This is a genomic window from Enterovibrio paralichthyis, from assembly GCF_019209835.1.
Taxonomy (GTDB): Bacteria; Pseudomonadota; Gammaproteobacteria; order Enterobacterales; family Vibrionaceae; genus Enterovibrio; species Enterovibrio paralichthyis.
Genome location: NZ_JAHUTS010000003.1, coordinates 62,245 through 83,315, shown reverse-complemented (window position 1 = coordinate 83,315; position 21,071 = coordinate 62,245). Strand labels below are relative to the sequence as shown.

The 21,071-nt window shown below is 51.3% G+C and carries 18 protein-coding genes; 7 read left to right on the top strand and 11 right to left on the bottom strand.

Going from position 1 to position 21,071, the window contains the following annotated elements:
• The first annotated feature begins 110 nt into the window (after positions 1-110).
• Together KU854_RS04770 and KU854_RS04765 are read left to right on the top strand one after the other, a co-directional pair.
• On the top strand, positions 111-464 hold the full coding sequence (locus KU854_RS04770) for a VOC family protein (RefSeq protein ID WP_218357318.1): 354 nt from the start codon (positions 111-113) through the stop codon (positions 462-464).
• Between the two features lie 382 nt (positions 465-846).
• A complete protein-coding gene (locus KU854_RS04765; protein ID WP_218357317.1) occupies positions 847-2,082 on the top strand; it encodes a DEAD/DEAH box helicase in 1,236 nt (411 codons plus the stop codon).
• A gap of 90 nt (positions 2,083-2,172) precedes the next feature.
• Here KU854_RS04765 and KU854_RS04760 read toward each other — a convergent pair whose 3' ends face one another.
• The 5 genes from KU854_RS04760 to KU854_RS04740 all read right to left on the bottom strand — a co-directional run bounded on the left by KU854_RS04760 (position 2,173) and on the right by KU854_RS04740 (position 5,092).
• Complete coding sequence (locus tag KU854_RS04760; RefSeq protein WP_218357316.1) at positions 2,173-2,655, bottom strand: YehS family protein; 483 nt, start codon at positions 2,653-2,655, stop codon at positions 2,173-2,175.
• A 166-nt stretch (positions 2,656-2,821) separates the two neighbouring features.
• Positions 2,822-3,070: a DUF3297 family protein gene (locus KU854_RS04755; protein ID WP_054779990.1), complete on the bottom strand. Its 249-nt coding sequence runs from the start codon at positions 3,068-3,070 to the stop codon at positions 2,822-2,824.
• A gap of 166 nt (positions 3,071-3,236) precedes the next feature.
• Positions 3,237-3,683: an L-alanine exporter AlaE gene (locus KU854_RS04750; RefSeq protein WP_218357315.1), complete on the bottom strand. Its 447-nt coding sequence runs from the start codon at positions 3,681-3,683 to the stop codon at positions 3,237-3,239.
• Positions 3,684-3,976: 293 nt separating this feature from the next.
• Positions 3,977-4,495: a hypothetical protein gene (locus KU854_RS04745; RefSeq protein WP_054779992.1), complete on the bottom strand. Its 519-nt coding sequence runs from the start codon at positions 4,493-4,495 to the stop codon at positions 3,977-3,979.
• 141 nt (positions 4,496-4,636) lie between these two features.
• Positions 4,637-5,092 (bottom strand): hypothetical protein, encoded by a 456-nt coding sequence (locus tag KU854_RS04740; RefSeq protein ID WP_218357537.1) that lies wholly within the window; start codon positions 5,090-5,092, stop codon positions 4,637-4,639.
• A 237-nt stretch (positions 5,093-5,329) separates the two neighbouring features.
• Here KU854_RS04740 and KU854_RS04735 point away from each other — a divergent pair, with 237 nt between their 5' ends.
• The 3 genes from KU854_RS04735 to KU854_RS04725 all read left to right on the top strand — a co-directional run bounded on the left by KU854_RS04735 (position 5,330) and on the right by KU854_RS04725 (position 6,959).
• Positions 5,330-5,659 (top strand): hypothetical protein, encoded by a 330-nt coding sequence (locus KU854_RS04735; RefSeq protein WP_218357314.1) that lies wholly within the window; start codon positions 5,330-5,332, stop codon positions 5,657-5,659.
• Positions 5,660-5,822: 163 nt separating this feature from the next.
• A complete protein-coding gene (locus KU854_RS04730) occupies positions 5,823-6,269 on the top strand; it encodes a CreA family protein (protein ID WP_418885838.1) in 447 nt (148 codons plus the stop codon).
• Positions 6,270-6,380: 111 nt separating this feature from the next.
• Positions 6,381-6,959 carry a DUF1415 domain-containing protein gene (locus KU854_RS04725; RefSeq protein WP_054779994.1) on the top strand — a complete coding sequence of 193 codons (579 nt, stop codon included), beginning with the start codon at positions 6,381-6,383 and terminating at the stop codon, positions 6,957-6,959.
• Here KU854_RS04725 and KU854_RS04720 read toward each other — a convergent pair.
• Positions 6,937-7,602, bottom strand: a complete 666-nt coding sequence (locus KU854_RS04720) for a fumarylacetoacetate hydrolase family protein (protein ID WP_218357312.1) — start codon at positions 7,600-7,602, stop codon at positions 6,937-6,939. The genes KU854_RS04725 and KU854_RS04720 overlap by 23 nt on opposite strands.
• 230 nt (positions 7,603-7,832) lie before the next feature.
• Between KU854_RS04720 and yieH the strand changes: the two genes are divergently transcribed.
• A complete protein-coding gene (gene yieH, locus KU854_RS04715; protein WP_218357311.1) occupies positions 7,833-8,525 on the top strand; it encodes a 6-phosphogluconate phosphatase in 693 nt (230 codons plus the stop codon).
• A 26-nt stretch (positions 8,526-8,551) separates the two neighbouring features.
• On the opposite strand, the gene KU854_RS24985 is transcribed toward yieH, so the two are convergent.
• The 5 genes from KU854_RS24985 to KU854_RS04690 form a co-directional block, all read right to left on the bottom strand.
• Positions 8,552-11,842, bottom strand: coding sequence for a type I secretion C-terminal target domain-containing protein (locus tag KU854_RS24985; RefSeq protein WP_218357310.1), 3,291 nt, complete (start codon positions 11,840-11,842; stop codon positions 8,552-8,554).
• A 245-nt stretch (positions 11,843-12,087) separates the two neighbouring features.
• Entirely contained in the window at positions 12,088-13,584 is a 1,497-nt protein-coding gene (gene putP, locus KU854_RS04705; protein ID WP_218357309.1) for a sodium/proline symporter PutP, read from the bottom strand.
• Between the two features lie 118 nt (positions 13,585-13,702).
• A complete protein-coding gene (locus KU854_RS04700) occupies positions 13,703-14,434 on the bottom strand; it encodes a delta 1-pyrroline-5-carboxylate dehydrogenase (protein WP_255555421.1) in 732 nt (243 codons plus the stop codon).
• Positions 14,431-17,538 (bottom strand): bifunctional proline dehydrogenase/L-glutamate gamma-semialdehyde dehydrogenase PutA, encoded by a 3,108-nt coding sequence (putA, locus tag KU854_RS04695; RefSeq protein WP_218357308.1) that lies wholly within the window; start codon positions 17,536-17,538, stop codon positions 14,431-14,433. Before putA ends, KU854_RS04700 begins: the two co-directional genes overlap by 4 nt.
• 204 nt (positions 17,539-17,742) lie before the next feature.
• A complete protein-coding gene (locus KU854_RS04690; protein WP_218357307.1) occupies positions 17,743-18,516 on the bottom strand; it encodes a helix-turn-helix domain-containing protein in 774 nt (257 codons plus the stop codon).
• Positions 18,517-19,214: 698 nt separating this feature from the next.
• On the opposite strand from KU854_RS04690, the gene KU854_RS04685 reads away from it, so the two are divergent.
• Entirely contained in the window at positions 19,215-21,053 is a 1,839-nt protein-coding gene (locus KU854_RS04685; protein ID WP_218357306.1) for an SUMF1/EgtB/PvdO family nonheme iron enzyme, read from the top strand.
• Positions 21,054-21,071: the final 18 nt, after the last annotated feature.

The following is a 21,071-nucleotide window of genomic DNA, read 5'->3' as shown; positions in this document are numbered from 1 at the left end:
GTAAAGCGGCACTGATCCCAATGACCATCAGCGCGTTACCGTATTCTGTATCTATATTTCTATTTAAACCTTGCGACCTGCCCTGTTGCAGCACCTTTTGGAGTGAGCCTATGAATCAACATCAGAAACTCAACTATGTTGAATTTCCTGCCCGCGATCTGCTTTCGACAAAATCCTTCTTTACCCAAGCCTTCGGCTGGAACTTCACTGACTATGGCCCTGATTACACCGCCTTTAGCGATGAAGGGCTGGACGGCGGGTTCTTCCGCTCCGAGCAACATTCAACCACCGATTCCGGCTCGGCACTTCTGGTGTTTTACAGCGAGCATCTGGAACAGACGGAGACCAACATCCGTCAAAGCGGCGGCGAAATCATCAAACCGATTTTCCCGTTTCCCGGCGGACGGCGCTTTCACTTTACCGAGCCGAGCGGTAATGAGTTTGCGGTTTGGTCTGACAAATAACATATACCCAAACGACCTGAAGATGCTCGCATTCAGAGGTCATCAATGTGTTCAATTCGAGGCAAATTTTACGAGGAATAGTCGTTCTATTTCCGTGGAATTTAACGAAGAAGTGGGCGCATTGATTGCCTCCCTTTGGGCGAGTTGACTGACGCCGTGCTCTTTGTTGTTCCTTTTTGATGGAGGTGACTACACCTACAAAGGAACGCCGCGATCACAACGCCAGTCAATCTCGCTGAATCCTGCATCTTCAGGTTGTTTGGGTATATCCACCAACTCAGAGGCGGGGGAAATGCCCGCCCTTTCCTTTTCTATAATCAGGTACAACTTCGTTGCGCAGACTGATAGACTTCGCGCCCCTAACGTCTAACCGTAACTGACCATGACTTTCGATACCCTGACCCTTTCTTCTGACATCTTGCGCGCACTGCCTGCGCAAATGACGACGCCAACCCGCATCCAGCAACAGGCTATTCCTGCTGTGCTCCGTGGCTCAGATGTTCTGGCACTGGCACAAACCGGCAGCGGTAAAACGCTGGCGTTTGGCCTGCCGATGCTGCAGCGTATCGATGCCGGTGTAAATCAGGTGCAGGGCGTGGTGTTGGTGCCGACCCGTGAACTGGCGGCGCAGGTAAGCGTTGCGTTAAACCAGGTGGCAACGCCGTTGGGTATCAAGGTAGTGATGCTTTGTGGTGGTGTTGACCAGGCGCAGCAGATTCCCGAACTGGAAAACGCCCAGTTGGTTGTCGCAACCACCGGCCGTTTGCTCGATTTCATCAACCAGGGTGTGGTGTCACTGGATGCCATGACCGTCTGGGCAATGGATGAAGCAGACCGCTTGCTGGAAATGGGCTTCTGGCCGGATGTGCAACGCATTATGGCAGCCATGCCTGCCAAACGTCAGACCTTGCTGTTTTCCGCCACCATGCCTGCTGCGCTGGAATCCATTGCTGACTCTCTGCTGTTTAAACCGGTGCGCATTGAAGCACATGAAAAGAACAGCGTGGTGGAAGACATCGAAGAGCGTTTGTATCTGGTTAACAAAGGCAGCAAAGCACAGGCGTTGATTGCGCTGATCAAGCAACATGCCTGGAAACAGCTGCTGGTGTTTGTCGCAGAGAAAGGCAGTGCCGATGCCTTGGCGAAAAGGCTGGCCAAAGCGAGTTTGTCGGTGGCTGCATTGCACGGCGATAAAGATCAGTCCGCCCGAGAGCAAACGCTGGCAGATTTCAAGGCAGGTAAACTGCAGGTACTGATTGCCACAGACTTGCTTTCACGCGGTATTCATATTGATGCCCTGCCTGTGGTGATCAATGCGGATTTGCCTGCCAACGCACCTGTGTATGTACACCGTGTAGGCCGCACCGCACGTGCCGGTGAAAACGGTCTGGCGCTTTCGCTGGTTTGCCACGGTGAAACTGAAGCCTTGAACGCCATCCGCCAGCTGACTGGCCGTGAACTACCTTTGTTGGAACTGGAGGGATTTCCGGTCACCGACAAACCGGCGTCGGAAACTGCAACCAGCGAGCGCAAACGTGCGCCACGGGACAAAAAAGCCAACCGTCGCACCAACGCCAAGAAAAGCATCAAACAGTTCAAACCCAAAGGGCGCGGATAGCGCCGTTTGCGGTAGCAACAACAAAGACAACAAAGACAACTAAGCCCGGCGAGCCGGGCTTTGTTTTAACTTTTTCAGCGCTTTCCAGACTTAGGCGTCGTAGTCGCTCATATCTTCCGGACGCAGTTTACGCTGCACGCCCAGCAGGAAGTTACGCAGGATCTGGTCTTTACACTGGCGGTAGTGTTTGTTTTCCGGTTTGCGGAAGAATGCGCTCAGCTCGTGCTTGCTCAGACGAAAATCTGCCAGTTCAAGGATTTCCAGTATATCTTCTGCTTTCAGGTTAAGGGCAATACGCAGTTTCTGGAAAACCATGTTGTTGCTCAACTGGCTTTCTGGCGCCGGTTGCTCGCCTTCACGTCGGCCGCGCTTGTGGTTGATCAAACCGTTCAGGAATGACGACAACTCAATGCTGTTCATTTTTACAAACGCATCATCTTCATCGCGCTTCATCCAGCCTTCGACTTGCTCAAGGGTAACGGTGACATCCGCCTGCGCGAAGATTTCTACAACTTCTTTATCTTTAAAATCAAACGCGTAACGGATACGACGCAAAATATCGTTGTTAGTCAAAGCAATTCCTAGTGTTAGGTAGTGCGGCAGTATCAACATGATTTACCGACGAGGCGGGGGAGTCTAACAGAGATTGGGGACGAGCCCTAAGGGAATTGGGCTGGAAAAAATAGAGCCCGCAATGGGCGGGCTCTAGTTTGTCCAAGCATTTCCCGTGATGGATAACTTAGATGTAGTAAGCTTCTACAGTGCCTTTCAGGGTGATCAGCAGCGGTTGGCCGCGACGATCCAGCGCTTTAGGTGAAGGGATTTTGATCCAACCTTCGCTGATACAGTATTCCTCAACATCCGTACGCTCTTTACCGTTAAAACGGATACCGATTTCGTGCTGGAAGCACTCTTCCACGAAATGTGGGCTACGTGGGTTACCAGAAAGATGGTCTGGCAGAGCTGGTTTTGAAGTAGTGTCGTTCATGGTTGTGACCTGATGTCATTAGAAAGTGCGCCATTGTAGACGTTGCAAGGTAAGTGCTCAAGCAATCTGAGAAAGGCAAATCAACACACTTACGTTTTCATTTCGTGGCTGCCAGAAACGACAAAGCCACCGGGATGGTGGCTTTGTAAACGGCTGCGGTTCAGGCTTAAGCAGCAGGCATTGCAGTCGGCGCAACACGGAACAGTTTACGGCATCTTTCCAAGAACGAACCATAAACCACACCCAGCACGCCTGAAAGCAGCGCATTACTCGCGACCGCAGTCAGAATTTGCTCCGGCGCTGCGCCCACGATAAACAGAATGGCAGCATAAACCGGTGACTGGAATGCCACGTAGGCAACAAAGTCCGCAGCACGTTTCATCCACTTAGCGGAGGACTGACGCTGCGCCGCCTTTTGCACTGCATCGCGGAATACACCATAAGGCCAGGCGATCAGAATATTGACAGGGATTGAGAGCAGTCGTGAAGCCAGCGATTGTTCAAATGACATTCCGGACACGAAAATTTCAACCATCATCCCCGTGACAAAACAAAACACAACCATGGCAAACATGTCAGCCACGACACTACGAACGCGGTTAGCGCCACTCATTTCTCACCCCAAAATCGCAAAAAGTAAACCGGCAAAATGCCAAAAAGAGTAAATAGACTGAGGATTACAAACCAACGACCTGAAGCATCCACATTTGTGCAAACTATGCCCGTAACTGGATGAAAATCAGGTTAAAAAACCCGCCGTCATAATCGCTATTAGAACAAAACACCTCTGGATTTAGGCACTATATTTAAATCTCAAACCAGTGTTTTATTCTGTTTTGGATTAATTAAACAGCCTATATGACCGATTAAATGCTTTGCGAATTTAGTGAGTATTTTGAAGATATTTCAATCGATCTTTCTAGAGAGATCACGTGCCATGATCAGCGCCAGCCCCAGTATCTGCAGGAATAGCGCCAAATTGCGGTAACCTGAGATACTGCCAGTGATTTCGCGCTGGGAATCGCTCAATTGCAGGTTATTCAGATATAGCGTATCTATCTTGTTTCTCAGCAGATCCTGCTTTTCATCAATACCTTTCATGATCTTGCTGAGATTTTCACTGTTGATGGGCATGTCGGCCATATTGCTGAAGGGTTGAAGCAATTGGTGGGCAAATGGGACGGGTAAAACACTCTCCTGAGGGCGCGTTGACATAATGGTCAGTATGGTTTCCCGGCGGCGTTCCAGGGCATCCACCTGTTGCCAGGTCAGCTGGATAAGTTGGGCGTTAGCGCTTTGGGTTTCAGCATAGGAGGCCGCCTGCTCGCCAAGATCATCAATGACAAAATTGGTCATCAGCGCTGCAACGATGTTCATTACCAGGCCAATCGCCACGATCACCCACGTTGGTAAGCCTATCCGCACGGTATCCCTCCCCTGTCGTTAGAAAAGGTATAGCGCAATTCCATACGCTGAGGCTTCTTATTCCCGTTACGGGTGCGTTCACCACAAACGAAAAAGGCCAGCAGTGGCTGACCTTCCGTCGATAAAATGGTTATTCAGTTATCAGGCGCTTCTTGCAACTGGCATTACTTGCGCCAGTTTCAGGTAGGCATGCAGCTCACCGTTTTTATATTCGATGGCCGAGTGGATGTTGACGGATTTATTGGCAATCACCCGGCTTTGGTAGCGGTTACCATCCTTTTCTATTTCGAGTTCAAGGATCCCTTGTTCAAGACACCAAAAGCCCCGCGCAGGACGACGGTTGAACAGGGTGTACTCTTCCAGCGAACCATCGGCATTAAGCTGGAGTTCTGTCACATAGCCCGCGCTGCAGCTTTTTATCCAGCGTTGACCACTCACATCCTGCGAGGAAAAAGAGCGTTTGCCCGACATCCAGTCAAAAAGGGCGACTGCATCGACATCTGAGACATGGGGCAGGCGGTCGATATCCAGCATGGCTGCCGTCGAGGATTCACGCATAAAAAGCTGTAGATAGGAGTTGTTTACCTGTTTCTGCATTTCACTTGCCGTCTCATGTTCCTTGAAAAAGAAGAAGATAACCGCAAGCTCAGTCGCCTTCATCTTCCTTTGGGCAGGAATGTTAACCCGCGCTGAAAATGTACAAACCCGCGTTGGGAATCACCGCCAATTTCATCCCAGTTTGTTCTGAATCAAATTAGATATGGCAGTCTCACTGGTGAGGCATTGTCGCGTGAACTATCTTTAAACAAGTGGTTTCGTTGACAGGGGTTAATCATGCGGCAACATATTGTTTATTCAGTATTAATTAGCGTAATACTGGTAGCTGGCGCACAGGCAGCCAGCCAAGAAGAGCTGGGTGAAGTGGTCACTGAGCGTAACGAAAGCATTTGTAAACAAAAATTCACTCAGGAAATATTCACCCAACAGCGCATTTTCAGCTCAGACCGCAACGGTGCCAAACAACGCCGCCTGGCCGAACGTAAAATTGAAGCGGCGAGAAACAAATTCAGCCTGACAGCCAGTTACTGTGATGCGTACGATGAACTGATTACCTTTACCCCCGAGACACTGGATCGCCGTCCCGGCGACGCCATGTTTGAGTAGATTTCTCATCACTGCGCCTCTACGTACCTGCCGTTATTAGACTTTTGCTACAAGCGACTGATAAAGTGTCGCAAAACGCTAACAAACGACAGGTGCTGCTATGCTTACCAACCGTTTTAAATCACACAAGAATACCCTTCGCGCGGCTGTCGCAGCCTCAGTGATGGGTTTGGTACTCGCGGGCTGTTCCGATAAAGATGAAGTCGGGGATGTAAGCCTTGGATTGTTCACCACCAAAGACATCAAAATCCAGATTTTCAATGATCCTGAAGTCCCTGGGGTAACCTGTCACATCAGCCACGTCAAAGCAGATTTGGATTTTTCTGATCCTTCCGATATGGGTATTTCCTGTCGCCAGACCGGTGAAATTACCGAGGAGATGATTGAACAGGTCGACAAGTCGAAATCCGGTGAAGTGATATTCACGGCTTCGAAAAGCATTCTGTTCAAATCGATGAAAATCCGCCGCATCTTCGATTCAGAAAACCAGACCCTGATGTACCTCTCCTACTCCACCAAGGAAACTCAGGGCAGCCACAAGCACAGCCTTTCTACGGTACCGCTTTGGGGAACTAAAGCGTGGCAATCGCCTGAAACGGCGAAACAATAAGCTTTCCGGCGGATTTGCACTGTAAATCCGCCTTTCTTTAACAGGAATAAGCGTTGGGTTTTCGGTGTGCTGCGATTACCATGGCAACCGTCACGTTCAATGGAAGTTCCCATGAAAAACCCATACTCCACTCAAGAAGTCGAAGCCATCACCACAGAATGGCTGGAGAAGGTCGTTATTGGCCTGAATCTTTGCCCGTTCGCGGCAAAGCCTCAACGCAACAAACAAATCAAAATTCATGTCACTGAAGCCACCAGCGATGAAGCCATCATGGAGTGTTTGGTTGAAGAGTTGACCCTGCTGGATCATGCTGAAGTTGCGGATTTGGAAACCACCTTGGTTGTTACCCCAAATCACTTTGCGGATTTTGATGCTTACAACCAGTTTCTCGATGTCGCTGACATGCTGATTGACCAGTTCGGCTGGCGCGGCACTTACCAAATCGCGAGTTTCCACCCAGATTATTGCTTTGCCGATTGCGAGCCTGAAGATGACAGCAACCTCACCAACCGTTCACCGTTCCCGGTATTCCACCTGATCCGCGAAGCGAGTATTGAGAAGGCGCTGCAATATTATGGCAAGAACGCGGAAGACATCCCGGAGATCAATATCGACCGCGTTTGTAGCCTGACGGATGAAGAAAGACGCGCACTGTTCCCGTATCTGTTCAGGGCGCCTCAACACAACTAAATTGTGCCAATCGGGTATCACCAAGGGTGAGGGTCAGTGCATCACCATTATAAAGCTGCCCTACGCCCTTAGGTGTGCCCGTCAGGACAATATCTCCCGGCTGCAGGGTGAAATACTGGGTAAGATGACAAATCAGCTCAACAACCGGATTTAGCATCATCCCGGTATCGCCCTGCTGACGGGTGGCACCGTTAATATCCAACTGATACTGCAGACGGGTTAGATCCTGCCCGTCAAATGGCACAAACGGGCTTTGCACGCAGCTGCCATCAAATGCCTTCGCCAGCTCCCACGGCAACCCTTTTTCCTTAAGCTCGCTTTGCGCTTCCCTACGGGTTAAATCCAGCGCCACACCAAGCCCTGCAATCGCTGCGATCACCGCCTCTGGTGTTGCGTTTGTCAGCGGTTTATCCACCAGCACTGACAACTCTGCCTCATAGTGGATTGGCGCCAGCCGCTGACTGAGTGACAGACTGGATGACGTGCCAACCAGCGCACTGCCAGGCTTGATAAACAGAACCGGTTCATCCGGCACAGGGTTATTAAGCTCTTTGGCATGTTCAGCGTAATTGCGCCCGATACAAACTGCTTTGCCGGTAGGCAGGGCGATTGCATCGCCATTTAGCCAATGGTGTGAGTACATCCTTTTTCTCCTGTTCTGGCGACGTTTCAATCCGTGATTCAAGTTGGATTTCTGTTGGCGTAGAGCCTGTGTTTCACTCTTGATAAAACACGATCTTAGATGGATTTTTCCTTTAATTCTGCGCCCATGGTAAGACCTAGTTATCACTTTGCCAATTGGCACGTTGTCGGAATAGCTGGTCAGGTCAACGCTTTAGATAAATATAATTATCCGGGAATGCGCTGATCATAATGGACGACTTTGACTACGAGGTCCCTGTATCCTGCATCATTTTTGACTGCGATGGCACGCTTGTCGACAGTGAAGTTCTGGCACAAATGGCCATTGTCGAAGTGTTTGCCAAGCATGGTGTGAAACTCGATTTACAGGATTGTCTCGACAACTTCCAAGGCGGAAAGCTGGCCGATGTGTTAATGCAAACCTGCGAGCGCTACCAGCTCCAGCTCTCTATCGATGAGCTTGAACTCCATTACCGGGAGATTTGTCAGCGGCTGTTTTCTGACCACCTTGAGCCGATTGAAGGGGTACCGGAGCTACTCCTGATGCTGAAAGACGTCGGCATTGATATGTGTGTGGCATCCAATGGCCCGGTGAACAAAATGGAAATGTCGCTGGAAATGACTGGGCTATTGCCCTACTTCCGTGACCATCTGTTCAGTGGCTTTGATGCGAACAGTTGGAAGCCGGCACCGGATTTGCTCCATTATGCTGCCATGAATATGGCCGTCCCGACGCAGGAGTGTATGTTTATCGATGACACCATTTTAGGTGTACAAGCGGGGATCAACGCAGGCATGCGGACGGTATTTTTCAACTCGCGCCAGAATGTGATTGTCGACCATCCACTGGTGGTGACTGTGACGTCGATGAATGAGCTAAAAACGCTTCTGGAGCGCCTTCCTCTCTCCAATTGCTGGGCATAACTGACCCTGACGATATTTACACGCGATCAGGAGTGTGCGATCAAGGCGCCATCTTCTATCATACGCCCCAGAATTTCTGCACCTGAGCCACCGCTGACACCAAGCAGTTCCACGCTCAAATCATCCAGTGTTTTGTTTTCAAACACGATGACCTGATCTTCTGTCACGCCGTCGCTGGCTATAGTCAGAGTCGCATTCCCATCTGTGTTGGTCAGTGACACCAGATAATCATCAAGGTTTTCTGCTGTTGCGCCATCAAGCAAATCTGATAAATCCAGCACATCCGAACTGACATCAAAATCTGTCAGGGTATCGATGGTGCCCACCCCGGCATCCCCGGAAAGGAAACTGAAGAGATCTTCTCCCTGCCCGCCGGTCAAGGTGTCACTGCCCTGACCGCCAACAATCAAATCGTTACCCAAACCGCCATCAATCAAATCCGCTCCGGCATTGCCATATAGGCTGTCATTGCCCCCTTCACCCACTATCACGTCGTCTTCGCTGAAGCCGACCAAGGTGTTGGCAAAGTCATCTCCGGTCAATTCGGTGTCATTGATCAGATCGCTCAGGCTGGCATCATTGTTGTCTTCAAGACGGATATCCAAGCGGCTTTCGACCTGCAATCCCGATGCATTCTCCAGGGTGTAGGAGAATGATTCCAGCAAATCGGCCGCGGGGAGATCTATCATCAGGTGGTAGGTAAAATCCCCTTTGTTGTGCACACCGTCATCCTGACCGTATACCGTGAGCGAACCATAGGGGGTTTCAATCAGTATCGTGCCCTCAGAAGCGTTGTAGGTGGCACCGTCGTACTGGATAGCAGCGAATGTCCACTCCCCGCTTAACGCATCGTTGGTAAACAGGTTCCCCATTGCCATATGGGTATCGGCCACTTCACTACCCAGACCCGCAGTTTGCACTGTCACAACATCCGCAACCGGGCGCAGTAAGTCGTTGTAACTAAGCGTGAGATCGGCCTGCGCGCTGTTGCCTGCATCATCGGTGAGGGTATAGGTGAACACTTCATCCAATACGGAGACAGCGGATAGTGAGGCAAAAACGGAATCGACAGTGACACCCTCTTTATCCAGCACCAAATACTGGAACGCGCCGGACGCAGAGACAGACAGCTCGCTGCCGTCATAAGTGCTGCTACCTGAATCCACCACAGTGCCCGCAGAATCGTAGACATACCAGTCGATAGTTTCACCGGTGCTGATGCCATCGAGCGCAAGTGTGGCGCTGTCGACATCCTGCTCAAAGCCATAAACGGTTGCGTGGTATGTGATAGAACCTGCTTCAGTATCAAAGGTAAACATGGCTGCTGTCAGGTCGTCTTTGTCGACGTTTTCCAGCGTCAGTGTGCCATTGTCCAGCGTGATCACCGTGTCGGCACCGTCTTGCACCATTGCCAGTTCAGCAAAGGTATCGATGTTGGTGGCGTTTTTAATAACAATGGTTTCGTTTGCTGTTTTGAAGTCTGTGATGACATCATCACCGGATTCATACACGAACACGTCTTTACTGTTACCGCCGGTTAAGATGTCATCGCCCTCACCACCGCTGAGGTAGTCTTTACCGTTTCCGCCATCAAGGCTGTCGTTGCCTTCACCGCCATAGAGTAAATCTTCCCCGTTGTTGCCGCTCAGGGTATCGTTGCCACCATAAGCATAGAGTGTGTCTCCCTGGTTAGTACCATTGAGCACGTCATCACTGGTGTTCCCTGCCGGTACCTCTGCACCGGAAGGGTTTAGCACGGCCTCCAAATCGAGACCCGCACCAGGGTCATCACTGATGAACAGTGCGTCACTTCGGTCATTGCCAAAGAAAGTCACCCCGTCTGAAGTCTGCTCAAATGTGGTGAGGTTGCTGGCATAGAATTCGGTTTGTACGTTGGAGGTGTATTGGTAATCGCCGCTTTGTAACAGAGTCAGCGAGCCGTAATCCGTTTCAATGGTAACGCCGGATGACGGTACGTCGTAATCAATGCCATTGTGCGTCACAGATTCTACGCGCAGGGTTTCACCTGACAGTATGCTGTCTTCACCCGCGCCATTTGAGCCTGAAATCACATTGCCGCTGGCTACTGACAGTGTCGCTGTCACGGCTGCATCATCAGCCGCAGAGATATCTTCCACGCGGGTGATGTTGATTGTCTCACTCGCGCTTGTGGTATACACGCCGTCCGTAGCAGAGACAGACAGCGACAGAGTGCTCAGCACCAGCAAGTCATTGTTGACCGCCGCCACACCGGCTTCTGTCAACAGAACCTGCTCCCCACTCAACACAAAGTAACCATTGCTGTTGTTGGTGAGCGACACGGATGTGCCGTTTTCATCAGCGTCTGTGACCGTGACGGTGGCGACCACGGTGGCAGTGCTGACGGATTCTTCAGTGAGTGTATTTGCCGATATCACCACGTCCGGTGCATTGTCATTCACCTGATTGACCACCAGCTGTCCACTTGCCCGGACGGTAAACTCGCCATCACTGACTTCCACTTCAACTTGCATCGCAGTCAGTGAAAGCGTGTCGCTGTTTACCGCATCCACACCCGCCTGTGTCAGGACAACCTGATTTCCTTCGATACGGAAATAGCCTTCGCCGTCACCGACCAACGCGTAACTCAAGCTGTCATTGTTGGCATCTGCCGCGTTAATGTTGGCTACCGCCTGGCCTTCGGAAACCGCTTCTTCGGTGACCGCCTGCATACTGAGTGAGACGGTTGGGGCTTCGTTTTCTTCTGTGGTTTCAGTTTGAGCAGGCGTTTGCGGCGCAGGAGTTGCTGCGACGGTGGTTTCTTCATTTTGCGCTTCAAGCAGGCGCTCGTAGAAAAGACGCTGCAGGGTTGAGAGTGAACCCAGCTGCGGGCTGGACAATACGTCGGCCGTCAGGGATTCAACGTCATCCGCTTGTTCGCCCTGGGATTCTTCAAGCAGTTCAGAGACCGTTTTTCCTGATGAAGCCCCGTTTTGGATGCTGACATCGCCAGCGACAAAAAAACTAGATGTGGTCGTGCTTTGGCCTGCGGCAGGATCGGCGTTTTCGGTAGGGTCTTCACCCTCTTCAACATCGCGTTGCAGGGCATTGATTGCGGCATCTGCATCCGGGGGCGTTTCGAAACGAAAACCACTGTTGGCATTGACGCGGATTTCCCGCTCACCGTTTTCTTTTAATAACGCCTGACTGCCATTTTCGGTCACCAGTACTTCTTCTGGCTTAAGTTCGGCATAAAGCTCAGCCGCCCGGACACTGCCGTCCGGTGCAAAGATGATGGCATTCCCATCGAGTTCTGTGATGATCATCTTGCCGGCCATAGCAATGTCCTCACTTCTACCCAAATCCGCGGTTTTCAAGGCTCCAACGCGCCATCAATGCTTCAGATACACGTCCCCGCTACTAACTCTAGTTGACATTTCTCGTATGTGACAAATTTGTCATTAATACGATAATCAGTCTTATTTATGGCAAAACTGTTAGCTTGCTTCAGAAGCTTGCCTAACTACATGATTAGAAATAAAAAAGGGACGCTTTCGCGTCCCTCGGTTCAATGAATTATCAGCTATGGCAGGGTTTTGAGGCTCTGCTCATAATCGTCAAATTTTTCCATCACAGAAGCCTGTGCTCCACCGGTTGCCTTACTCACAAGGACAATAGCCAGCGATGCAAGGATAAACCCTGGGACAATTTCATACAGGTCGAAAATGCCGCCAGTCAGCTGTTTCCAAACCACGACAGTCACACCACCGATTACCACACCCGCCAGCGCGCCGTTGCGGTTCATGTCTTTCCAGAACAGGCTCAGCAACAATGCAGGACCAAAGGCTGCACCAAAGCCAGCCCAAGCGTAGGACACCAGACCCAACACCGAACTTTCAGGGTTCATCGCCAGCACAAGGGCAATCACAGAGATACCGATCACGGCAAAACGGCCAACCATGACCACTTCTTTGGTAGACGCGTTCGGACGGAATACTTGCTTGTAGAAGTCTTCCGCCAGTGCAGAAGAGGAAACCAGCAGCTGGGAGTCTGCGGTACTCATCACCGCCGCAAGGATAGCCGCCAGCAGGATACCCGCTACCACTGGGTGGAATGCAGCGTTAACCAGGTACATAAAGATGGTTTCGCCATCTGCCAGTTCACCGCCCAGGTGTTTGTCCACATAAAGGATACCCACCAGACCGATCAGGATAGCGCCAGCCATCGACAGCCCACTCCAGCCTACCGCGATACGGCGGGCGGTGGTGATGTCTTTGTTGCTGCGGGTTGCCTGGAAACGCGCCAGAATGTGTGGCTGGCCGAAGTAACCCAGACCCCATGCAACCAGAGACAGAATAGCCACCGCTGACAACGGTTCGCCGCTGATGTCATTCCACAGTGTCAGAAGCTCTGGGTTTTTCGCTTCCAGAGCGCCCGGCAGCGCAGTGAATGCGCCATCCATGGTCGCGATTGGTACAATCATCAGCGCTGCTGCCATCAGCAGACCTTGCACCAAATCCGTCCAGGATACCGCAAGGAAGCCACCAAACAGGGTGTAAGAAACCACGCACACGGTACCAACAATTACCGCGGTGCTGTATTCCAGGCCGAATACCGTTTCAAACAGCTTACCACCGGCTACCAGACCTGAACTGGTGTAGAAAAGGAAGAACAGCAGAATGAAGAAGGCTGAAATGGTTTGCAGCAGTTTGGAGTTGTCTTCAAAGCGGCGCGACAGGAACTCGGGGATAGTCAGCGCATTGTCCACTTCGATACTGTAGGTGCGCAGGCGCTTTGCACAAATCAACCAGTTTAAGTAAGTACCCGCTAACAGGCCACCCGCCAGCCACAGGGATTCAATACCTGCTGCATACGCATAACCCGGCAGACCGAGCAGCAGCCAGCCACTCATGTCTGATGCCCCGGCAGAAAGTGCCGCAGGCCAAGGGCCCAGTGAACGTCCACCTAAAAAATAGTCTTCCGAGTTGGAGGTACGTTTGTAGGCGTATACCCCAATGGCAAGCATTAGAATCAGGTACACGATAAACGTGGCACTGATTGCAAAGCTGTTTTCTATCATGGTTTTTCCCTCTCAATACAAAGCACAAAAGGAACCCCACCCCCAAGTGCCCCCACTGTCACCAGACAGTGAAGGCACACTGGAGCCAAAGGCTCTGCGTGCCTAATTCCGCGTAGTTTTAATGTTCGCCACTGCCTAATTCGAGCAGGGTGGCATTGCCCCCTACTGCAGTGACATTTATGGTTCTGGTTCGCTCGGTAATAAACCGGAGCAAATAGGTTGGCGAGGCGACAAGAGGCAGGTTTTGGGCGTCGTCTTCCGCAACGAACTGCACCAATACGCCATCCCGCGCTGCCAGTTTACGATTGAGTTCAATCAGGTTGGATACGTTTGCCACAGCAGCAAACCCGCTTAAGGGGGCTGAGGTAATCGCGGTGTCCAAGGTTTCAACATCAATCAGTGATACCAGACGGCTGGGCACACCGGTTTTCACCAGATCGCCCAACAATGCGTCAGCATCATGTTTCAATGCGGCCGGTACGGCGACCAGCACACAATTTCCGGTCACCAGCGCTGCAGCCAGTTGTCCGGTCAGGGCGATCAGCGACAGCGTCTCGTCCCCGGTTACCACAAACAGCCCCCTGCCTGCGGTGTAAAGTTCGTTTGTTTCGCCTGTTGGCCCCGGCATCAGGTGAACCGGCGCAATCAGCGTGTTTGCCTGGTTAAGATGGAAACGGATCATGTCTGCCGCGAGCGCAAAGTCGCCTTCGCGCATGGCCAGGTTGTCCGCCCATTCCGCCAGATGCTTGGCGCGGCTGTCCACGCCCTCTGCATTCCACTCTTCCCAAACCGCCAGGCACTGGGTTGCCAATGTCATCACTTCATTCATTTCCTGCACTCCCTTGCTCATGCCACCACCTCTTCTTTCGTGAAGCGATAGAGATAGTGCGGCCCACCCGCTTTCGGACCCGTCCCTGACAGCCCCTGGCCGCCAAACGGTTGTACGCCAACCACTGCACCTACCTGATCGCGGTTGATGTAGCAGTTACCGACACGTGCACGCGATTCGATGTGGCAGTAGGTGCTTTCGTTGCGGCTGTGAACACCAAGGGTAAGCCCAAAGCCTGCTGCGTTGATGTCGTTGATCACGCTATCAAGCGCATCGGCTTTGTAGCGGACAACATGAAGGATTGGGCCGAAATGCTCTTCGCTAAGCGCCGCGATGCTGCCGATTTCAAATGCGATTGGCGCAATGTAAGTACCGGCACGGGTCTCGCTTTTCATCGGTGCCTTGGCAATAAATTTCGCGGTTTTGAACAGATGATCGATATGGTTTTGCAACTTGTCCTGCGCCACATCATCAATCACAGGGCCAACATCTGTGGAGTGCAGATACGGCAAGCCGACACGCATTTCAGCCATCGCCCCCTTAATGAGATTGATAACCCGATCTGCCACGTCCTGCTGTACATACAGCACTCGCAGCGCCGAACAGCGCTGACCAGCAGAAGCAAACGCCGAACGCAGTACATCGCGCACCACTTGTTCTGGCAGGGCGGTACTGTCCACCAGCATGGCGTTTTGCCCGCCGGTTTCTGCAATGAATGGCACCGGTGACGCCTGACGTGAAGCCAAGGTACGGTTGATGCGTTGCGCGGTTGGTGTCGAACCGGTAAAGGCCACACCCGCGATACGATCATCACTGGTTAATGCGCTGCCAATGGTGGCACCAGAACCCGGCAACAGGTGAATAACCCCTGCAGGAATGCCGGTTTCAAGCAACAATTCGATAGTGCGGAATGCAATCAGTGAGGTTTGCTCAGCCGGTTTGGCAACCACGGTGTTACCCGCGACCAATGCTGCTGAGATTTGGCCGATAAAAATAGCCAGCGGGAAGTTCCACGGGCTGATACAGGTAAATACGCCACGACCTTCACGGCGCAGTGTCACTTGCTGACCATCGAAACGTGTAAACGAGGTGAGATCACCTTCGATTTTTTCAGCCTGTACCGGGTAGTAGCGCAGAAAGTCGACCGCTTCACGCACTTCATCAATACTGTCGTGAATCGTCTTGCCCGCTTCGCGGTGACAAATGGCCACCAGCTCACCCAGGTTCTCTTCCAGCTTATCAGCCAGCGCGAGTAAGTACTTACCGCGTTCTTTAGCAGTCAGGGCGCGCCAGCCATCCACATTGGATGCCGCAACGTCCAGTGCCACATCCGCATTATCTTTTGTCGCCCAGTTCAGTGAACCGACAACAAGTTTGTGATCAAAGGGCGCAACCACGGTGTGTTCATCACCCACCAGACGGTCGCCATTGATGATGGGGCCTGCCTGCCATTTGGTTTGCATGAAAGGCTGCACTTCAGCCTGATAAGCCGCCCATTCGCTTTCAATATCCGTCGCGACCCCTTTCGAATTCGCGCGCTCCTCACCAAAGATCGCCAGTGGCAACGGAATACGGGAATTGTGCAATGTCGGACGTGACAACAGGGTATCGACCGGATGTTGGGTCAGATCACTGATCGGACAGGCCGCATCCACCAGACGGTGAACAAAAGAGCTGTTGGCGCCGTTTTCCAGCAGGCGGCGCACCAGATACGGCAGCAAATCTTTGTGGCTGCCCACAGGCGCATAGATGCGTACTGATTGGCCGAACATGGATTTCGCATGGTTATACAGGGCATCGCCCATGCCATGCAGGCGCTGGAACTCGTAGTGATCGTGACGCGCCATCGCATTGATTGCAGAAACCGTATGGGCGTTATGGCTGGCAAACTGCGGGAAGATCAGTCCTTTTACGTGTTCTGAAAGCAGGAAGCGTGCGCAGGCAAGGTAGGCCACATCGGTCGCTTCTTTGCGGGTGTAAACCGGGTAACCCGGCAAACCACGCTGCTGTGACCATTTGATCTCGCTGTCCCAGTACGCGCCTTTCACCAGACGCATCGGGATCACTGTGCCATTTTCTTTCGCCAACGCTGCCAGCCAGACGATGACCGGCAAAGCACGCTTGGAATAGGCCTGAACCACCAGACCGAAACCGCCCCAGCCTTTGATATCCGGATGGGTGAAGAGCTTTTCAAACAGCTTCAGGGAGAGTTCGAGGCGATCCGCTTCTTCGGCGTCAATGGTAATCGCCACTTTCAGCTCGCGGGCACGTTTGAGAAGACGCAGGACGATGTCAAACATCTCGCCCATAACGCGATCTTCATTGGCCACTTCATAGCGGGGGTGAAGCGCAGAAAGCTTGATAGATACTGACGGCGCCGGTGCATTGCCAACGTTGAGTTGCTGCGCGACGGTTTCGATTGCCGTCATGTAGTCATCAAAATACTTGCGCGCATCTTCCATGGTCAGCGCCGCTTCACCCAACATATCAAAGGAGTAGGTAAAGCCTTTCTGGCGATTGGATTTGCCGTTATCCAGGGCTTCATTGATGTTGCGCCCCAGCACAAACTGGTGCCCCATGATCTTCATGGCCTGGTGCATCGCCTGACGGATAACAGGCTCGGACATCTTGTTCACCAGTTTATTGATGACTTTACCGGCGCCACCCTCTTTTTGCTCATCAATGCTCACTACCTTTCCGGTAAGCATCAGCCCCCAGGTAGATGCGTTTACGAACAGGGATTCGGAGCTTTTTAAATGGGCTTTCCAATCCGCCACACCGAGCTTATCGCGGATCAATGCATCTGCAGTTTTGGTGTCCGGCACACGCATCAAAGCCTCAGCCAAACACATGAGCAAAATGCCTTCGCGGGTATCCAGACTGTATTCCAACAGCAATGCATCAATCATCTGCACTGCCGTTTTATCGGCGCGGACACGCTCGATCAGGGATGTTGCCGTTTTATCCATCTGGCGGCGTTCATCGTCAGCGGGCGTGGCAAGAGGCAGCAACGACTCGAGCAACGCACCTTCATCAACACAGTAGTGTGCTGAAATTTCAGGCCATAAAGCCGCCGTGGGTTGCTCAAGGTAACTTGGCACCAACACATCGGTCGCTTTTAACATAAGCAGATTCCTCTCTCCTTGATACCACGAGGCAGTGGCAAATGTTACTAATATGTTAGATTAACGACCGATTCTAGGTATGAGGTGCCGGTGAGTCTTTCAAAATTCTGCGGCATTATTGCAAAAAAGTCCGATGATTAACAAACAGAGAACCATCGCCTCTGCCTGCGCATAACAAGTTTTCTTGCTTTTTAATGATTTAGATCAGTGTTGCTGGCGGAAACGGGATGGGGAAATGCCGAAATAGCGGGTGAAGGCTGAGGTAAATCCACTTTGGGACGCAAAACCACAGCTGTCTGAGATTTGTGCAAGGTTTAACTGACTGTTACAAAGCAGCTCCTGCGCCATTTCAAAGCGTTTTTTCAATACGTATTGATGCGGCGTTACACCGGTCTGGGTTTTGAACAGCTGATGAAACTGGCTTTCGGCCAGGAAAACCGAGCCTGCCAACTGGGCAACGCTGATTTTGCGACTGATGTGTTTGCGGATATACAGATCGATGATGTCCATGTTCAGACGATGACCATGGCGGCGCGGGGCGATTTGATCACGAAAATGCCGCTCCATGACACAAAGCAGGGTGTCTGCGCAGGCGCGTCCCAGCATTTCATCGTGCGGATTGGCAATCATCTCGGTTGTCAGGGCTTTAACCAGTGTTTGAGCCTGGCTGTCGAGCTGGAAGTAGGCATCGCGGTCGAAAAGGCGGTCCATACGGTCCTTCATCCCCAGCTCACCCACCAGTACAGGTGCGGGCAGATTAATCACCAGTATCTCATTCTGGCCGACGCCGGAGAAAGAATGCAGTTCGGATTCAGATACCAGACACCCCTGACCCGGCCCGACAAGGCTGCCGCGCCCGGAAAGCTCAAACTCAGTTTGTCCTTGCAGACCAATCACCACCTGACGGTAGTCATGTGCATGCAACGACGGGTGGTTAGGCAACGCCATAACCTGTGAGTGCTTCAATTCGGATGCCATAGTAATCAAAAACAACAACAATACTGCGGGCTATTTTGCCACGCCGACCCACTTAACGAGAAGCGAAATCGCAACGGAAACATGATCAAGAGTGGTACAAACTACGGCATTTGTCATTTCGATTTGAAAACTGTGCAGGATCTCGACATTTCCGGCGCTTAAGATCGTCTTCCGGTCATCGGACCAAAGCTAACCTGGCGGCAACACAACTCTCAAATCAATGATATTGTTAGCATTAATCGCACCACTTCATCGATTTACATCATCATCAATGCTTGATCATGCTTTCAAGGGTTCAGCCACAGGATCATTTCATGATCATCGTTCCGGTGAAACCGGATCTTTGCCCTTTCATTTATTTGTTATTTCACACGCGCGATTCAGTTTAATTCAAAGTCCCGTCAATAAAATGGCGGAAATTATGCTTGTGAACGTCAAATAAAATGGCATTTCTGAAAGTTTAACTACAATTAAATGAGTTATTTCTTAGTGCGACAAAAGTAGATAAAATTTATTGGGTTATTTGGCAAAACATCAGAATTGAAGAATAACGATAAACGTCAAATAATGAGTAACATCGGAAAGCTATTTATCATTTCCATGTTAATCTACAAATTTGGGACAGGCTTTTTGATACCAAGCCCACGTTATATCTAAGGACTTGGTATCGGTAGGTATTGAGAATAAGCAAGGGACATATGAAAAGTAATCGCATCACCGCGTTGGTATTCGCGTTATCGCCGATACTTCTTAGTAGTCAACCGCTTGCCAATGAGGCCACTGTCGCAACCAACGATCCTGTGGTTGCGCTGGAGCAGAAGCTAGCTGATAAAAGAAGTGAAATTAGCGCACATGCCGAAAACCTCCAAACGCAGAGAGATAAGCTGGAAGCGTTATTAACAGAGCGCGAAACGCTGGCGACTAAAGCTATTGAGCTTGAAAAGAAGCGTACTCAGGCACAAGAACGATTGGACGAGCAATTCCGTCGACTGATTGAAAATCCTGATACCGACCTTACTCAGTACAGAGACGATTACCAAGTTGCATGGAATGCGTTAAAAGAAAACCAGGCAGCGACGTTGGTAAATGATCAGGCTATTTCTGAACAACAGCGCATTGTTGAAGGTGAAAACCGTCAGAAACAACTGTTGGTCAGTACACTCGAAAATCTGCAGGAAGCGAAAAAAGAAGCGCGTGTTAAACGCCTTCGTCAAGAACTGACTTTCGCCGACACTATTGAAGTGGTTCACACCATCACCTGTAGCGAATCAATGACGCTCGCAGCGTGTGCAAACCAAGGTAAGACACTGACCATGCAAAAGGCAGTGAACACCTTCCAGTCGCAGGTTCTGGATAACGTCACCGAATCCACAACAGCAAAACTGAACGCGAACCGCGTGTCATTCAATATCCATGTAATGAACAGCAATGTGGTTGATAGTGGCTTTAGTGGTACCAACCGCTACATCACCCGTATGCAGGCAGAAATGCGCAGCCAGCCGGACGAAAATGCAGCATGTAAGCTGCTTGATTTTGCTGAGCGTTACTGTGTAGAAGAACCTTTTACTACTGCGAAGCAGGCCACCAAGCAGCAGGCAAAACGCTGGGTTAACGTCAAAATCCGTTCTAACCGTTACGAAGACAATGTGACGATCAACGGTGTGACTTACGGCTCAACACCGGTCGAAATCATGCTGCCCGCCGGTCAACACCAACTGACTGTCGAAAAGCCTGGGTTTGAAGCGTACAGCCGCCAAATGTACATGAATAAGGATTCTGAAATTTGGGCTAACCTGCGCGAACAGGAGAATCGTCCAAAGCCGGGAAAGCAATTCGCTGACAAACTTTCTAACAACCATCAGGCACCTAAAATGGTGGTCATTGGCGCGGGCCAGTACCGCGTAGGCTATGAAGCCCAACAGCCTGTCTTGGTTGATCAACCTTTCTCGATTGCGGCAACTCCGGTTACCGTGAAGCAGTTTGGAGAGTTTGTCGCCGCCACCGGATATGTCACGGATGCGGAAGAAGGCCAGGGTTGCACCACGCTGATGAACGGTGAGTCCAAGCAAATGCTCAACCATCACTGGCGCAAACCGGGTTTTGACCAAAGTGAAAATTCTCCAGTGGTGTGTATCACGAAAGACGATGCGAAAGCATATTCTGACTGGCTGAGCAAACAAACTGGATTTGACTACTCCCTGCCAACAGAAGTGCAATGGGAAGTCGCAGCACGTGCTGGTAGCGAGTCTGATTACTGGTGGGGCGACGACATTGGTGTTGGTAACGCCAACACAGGTTGGAGCGGCACTGTGTGGTCAAACAAAAGTACGTCTCCGGTGGGCAGCTTCCCAGCCAACCCATTTGGTGTCTATGACACCGCGGGCAACGTATGGGAATGGGCGGAAAGTCAAGCACCGGTCGCACGTGGAGGCGCCTGGAGCTTCTCGCCAAGCAGCGCCCGTGTTGCCGAACGATTAGAGCTGAAATCCGACCTTAGCGCGAACTATCTGGGCTTCCGCGTCGTCCGCAATATCTAGTCCTGACACAACATAGTC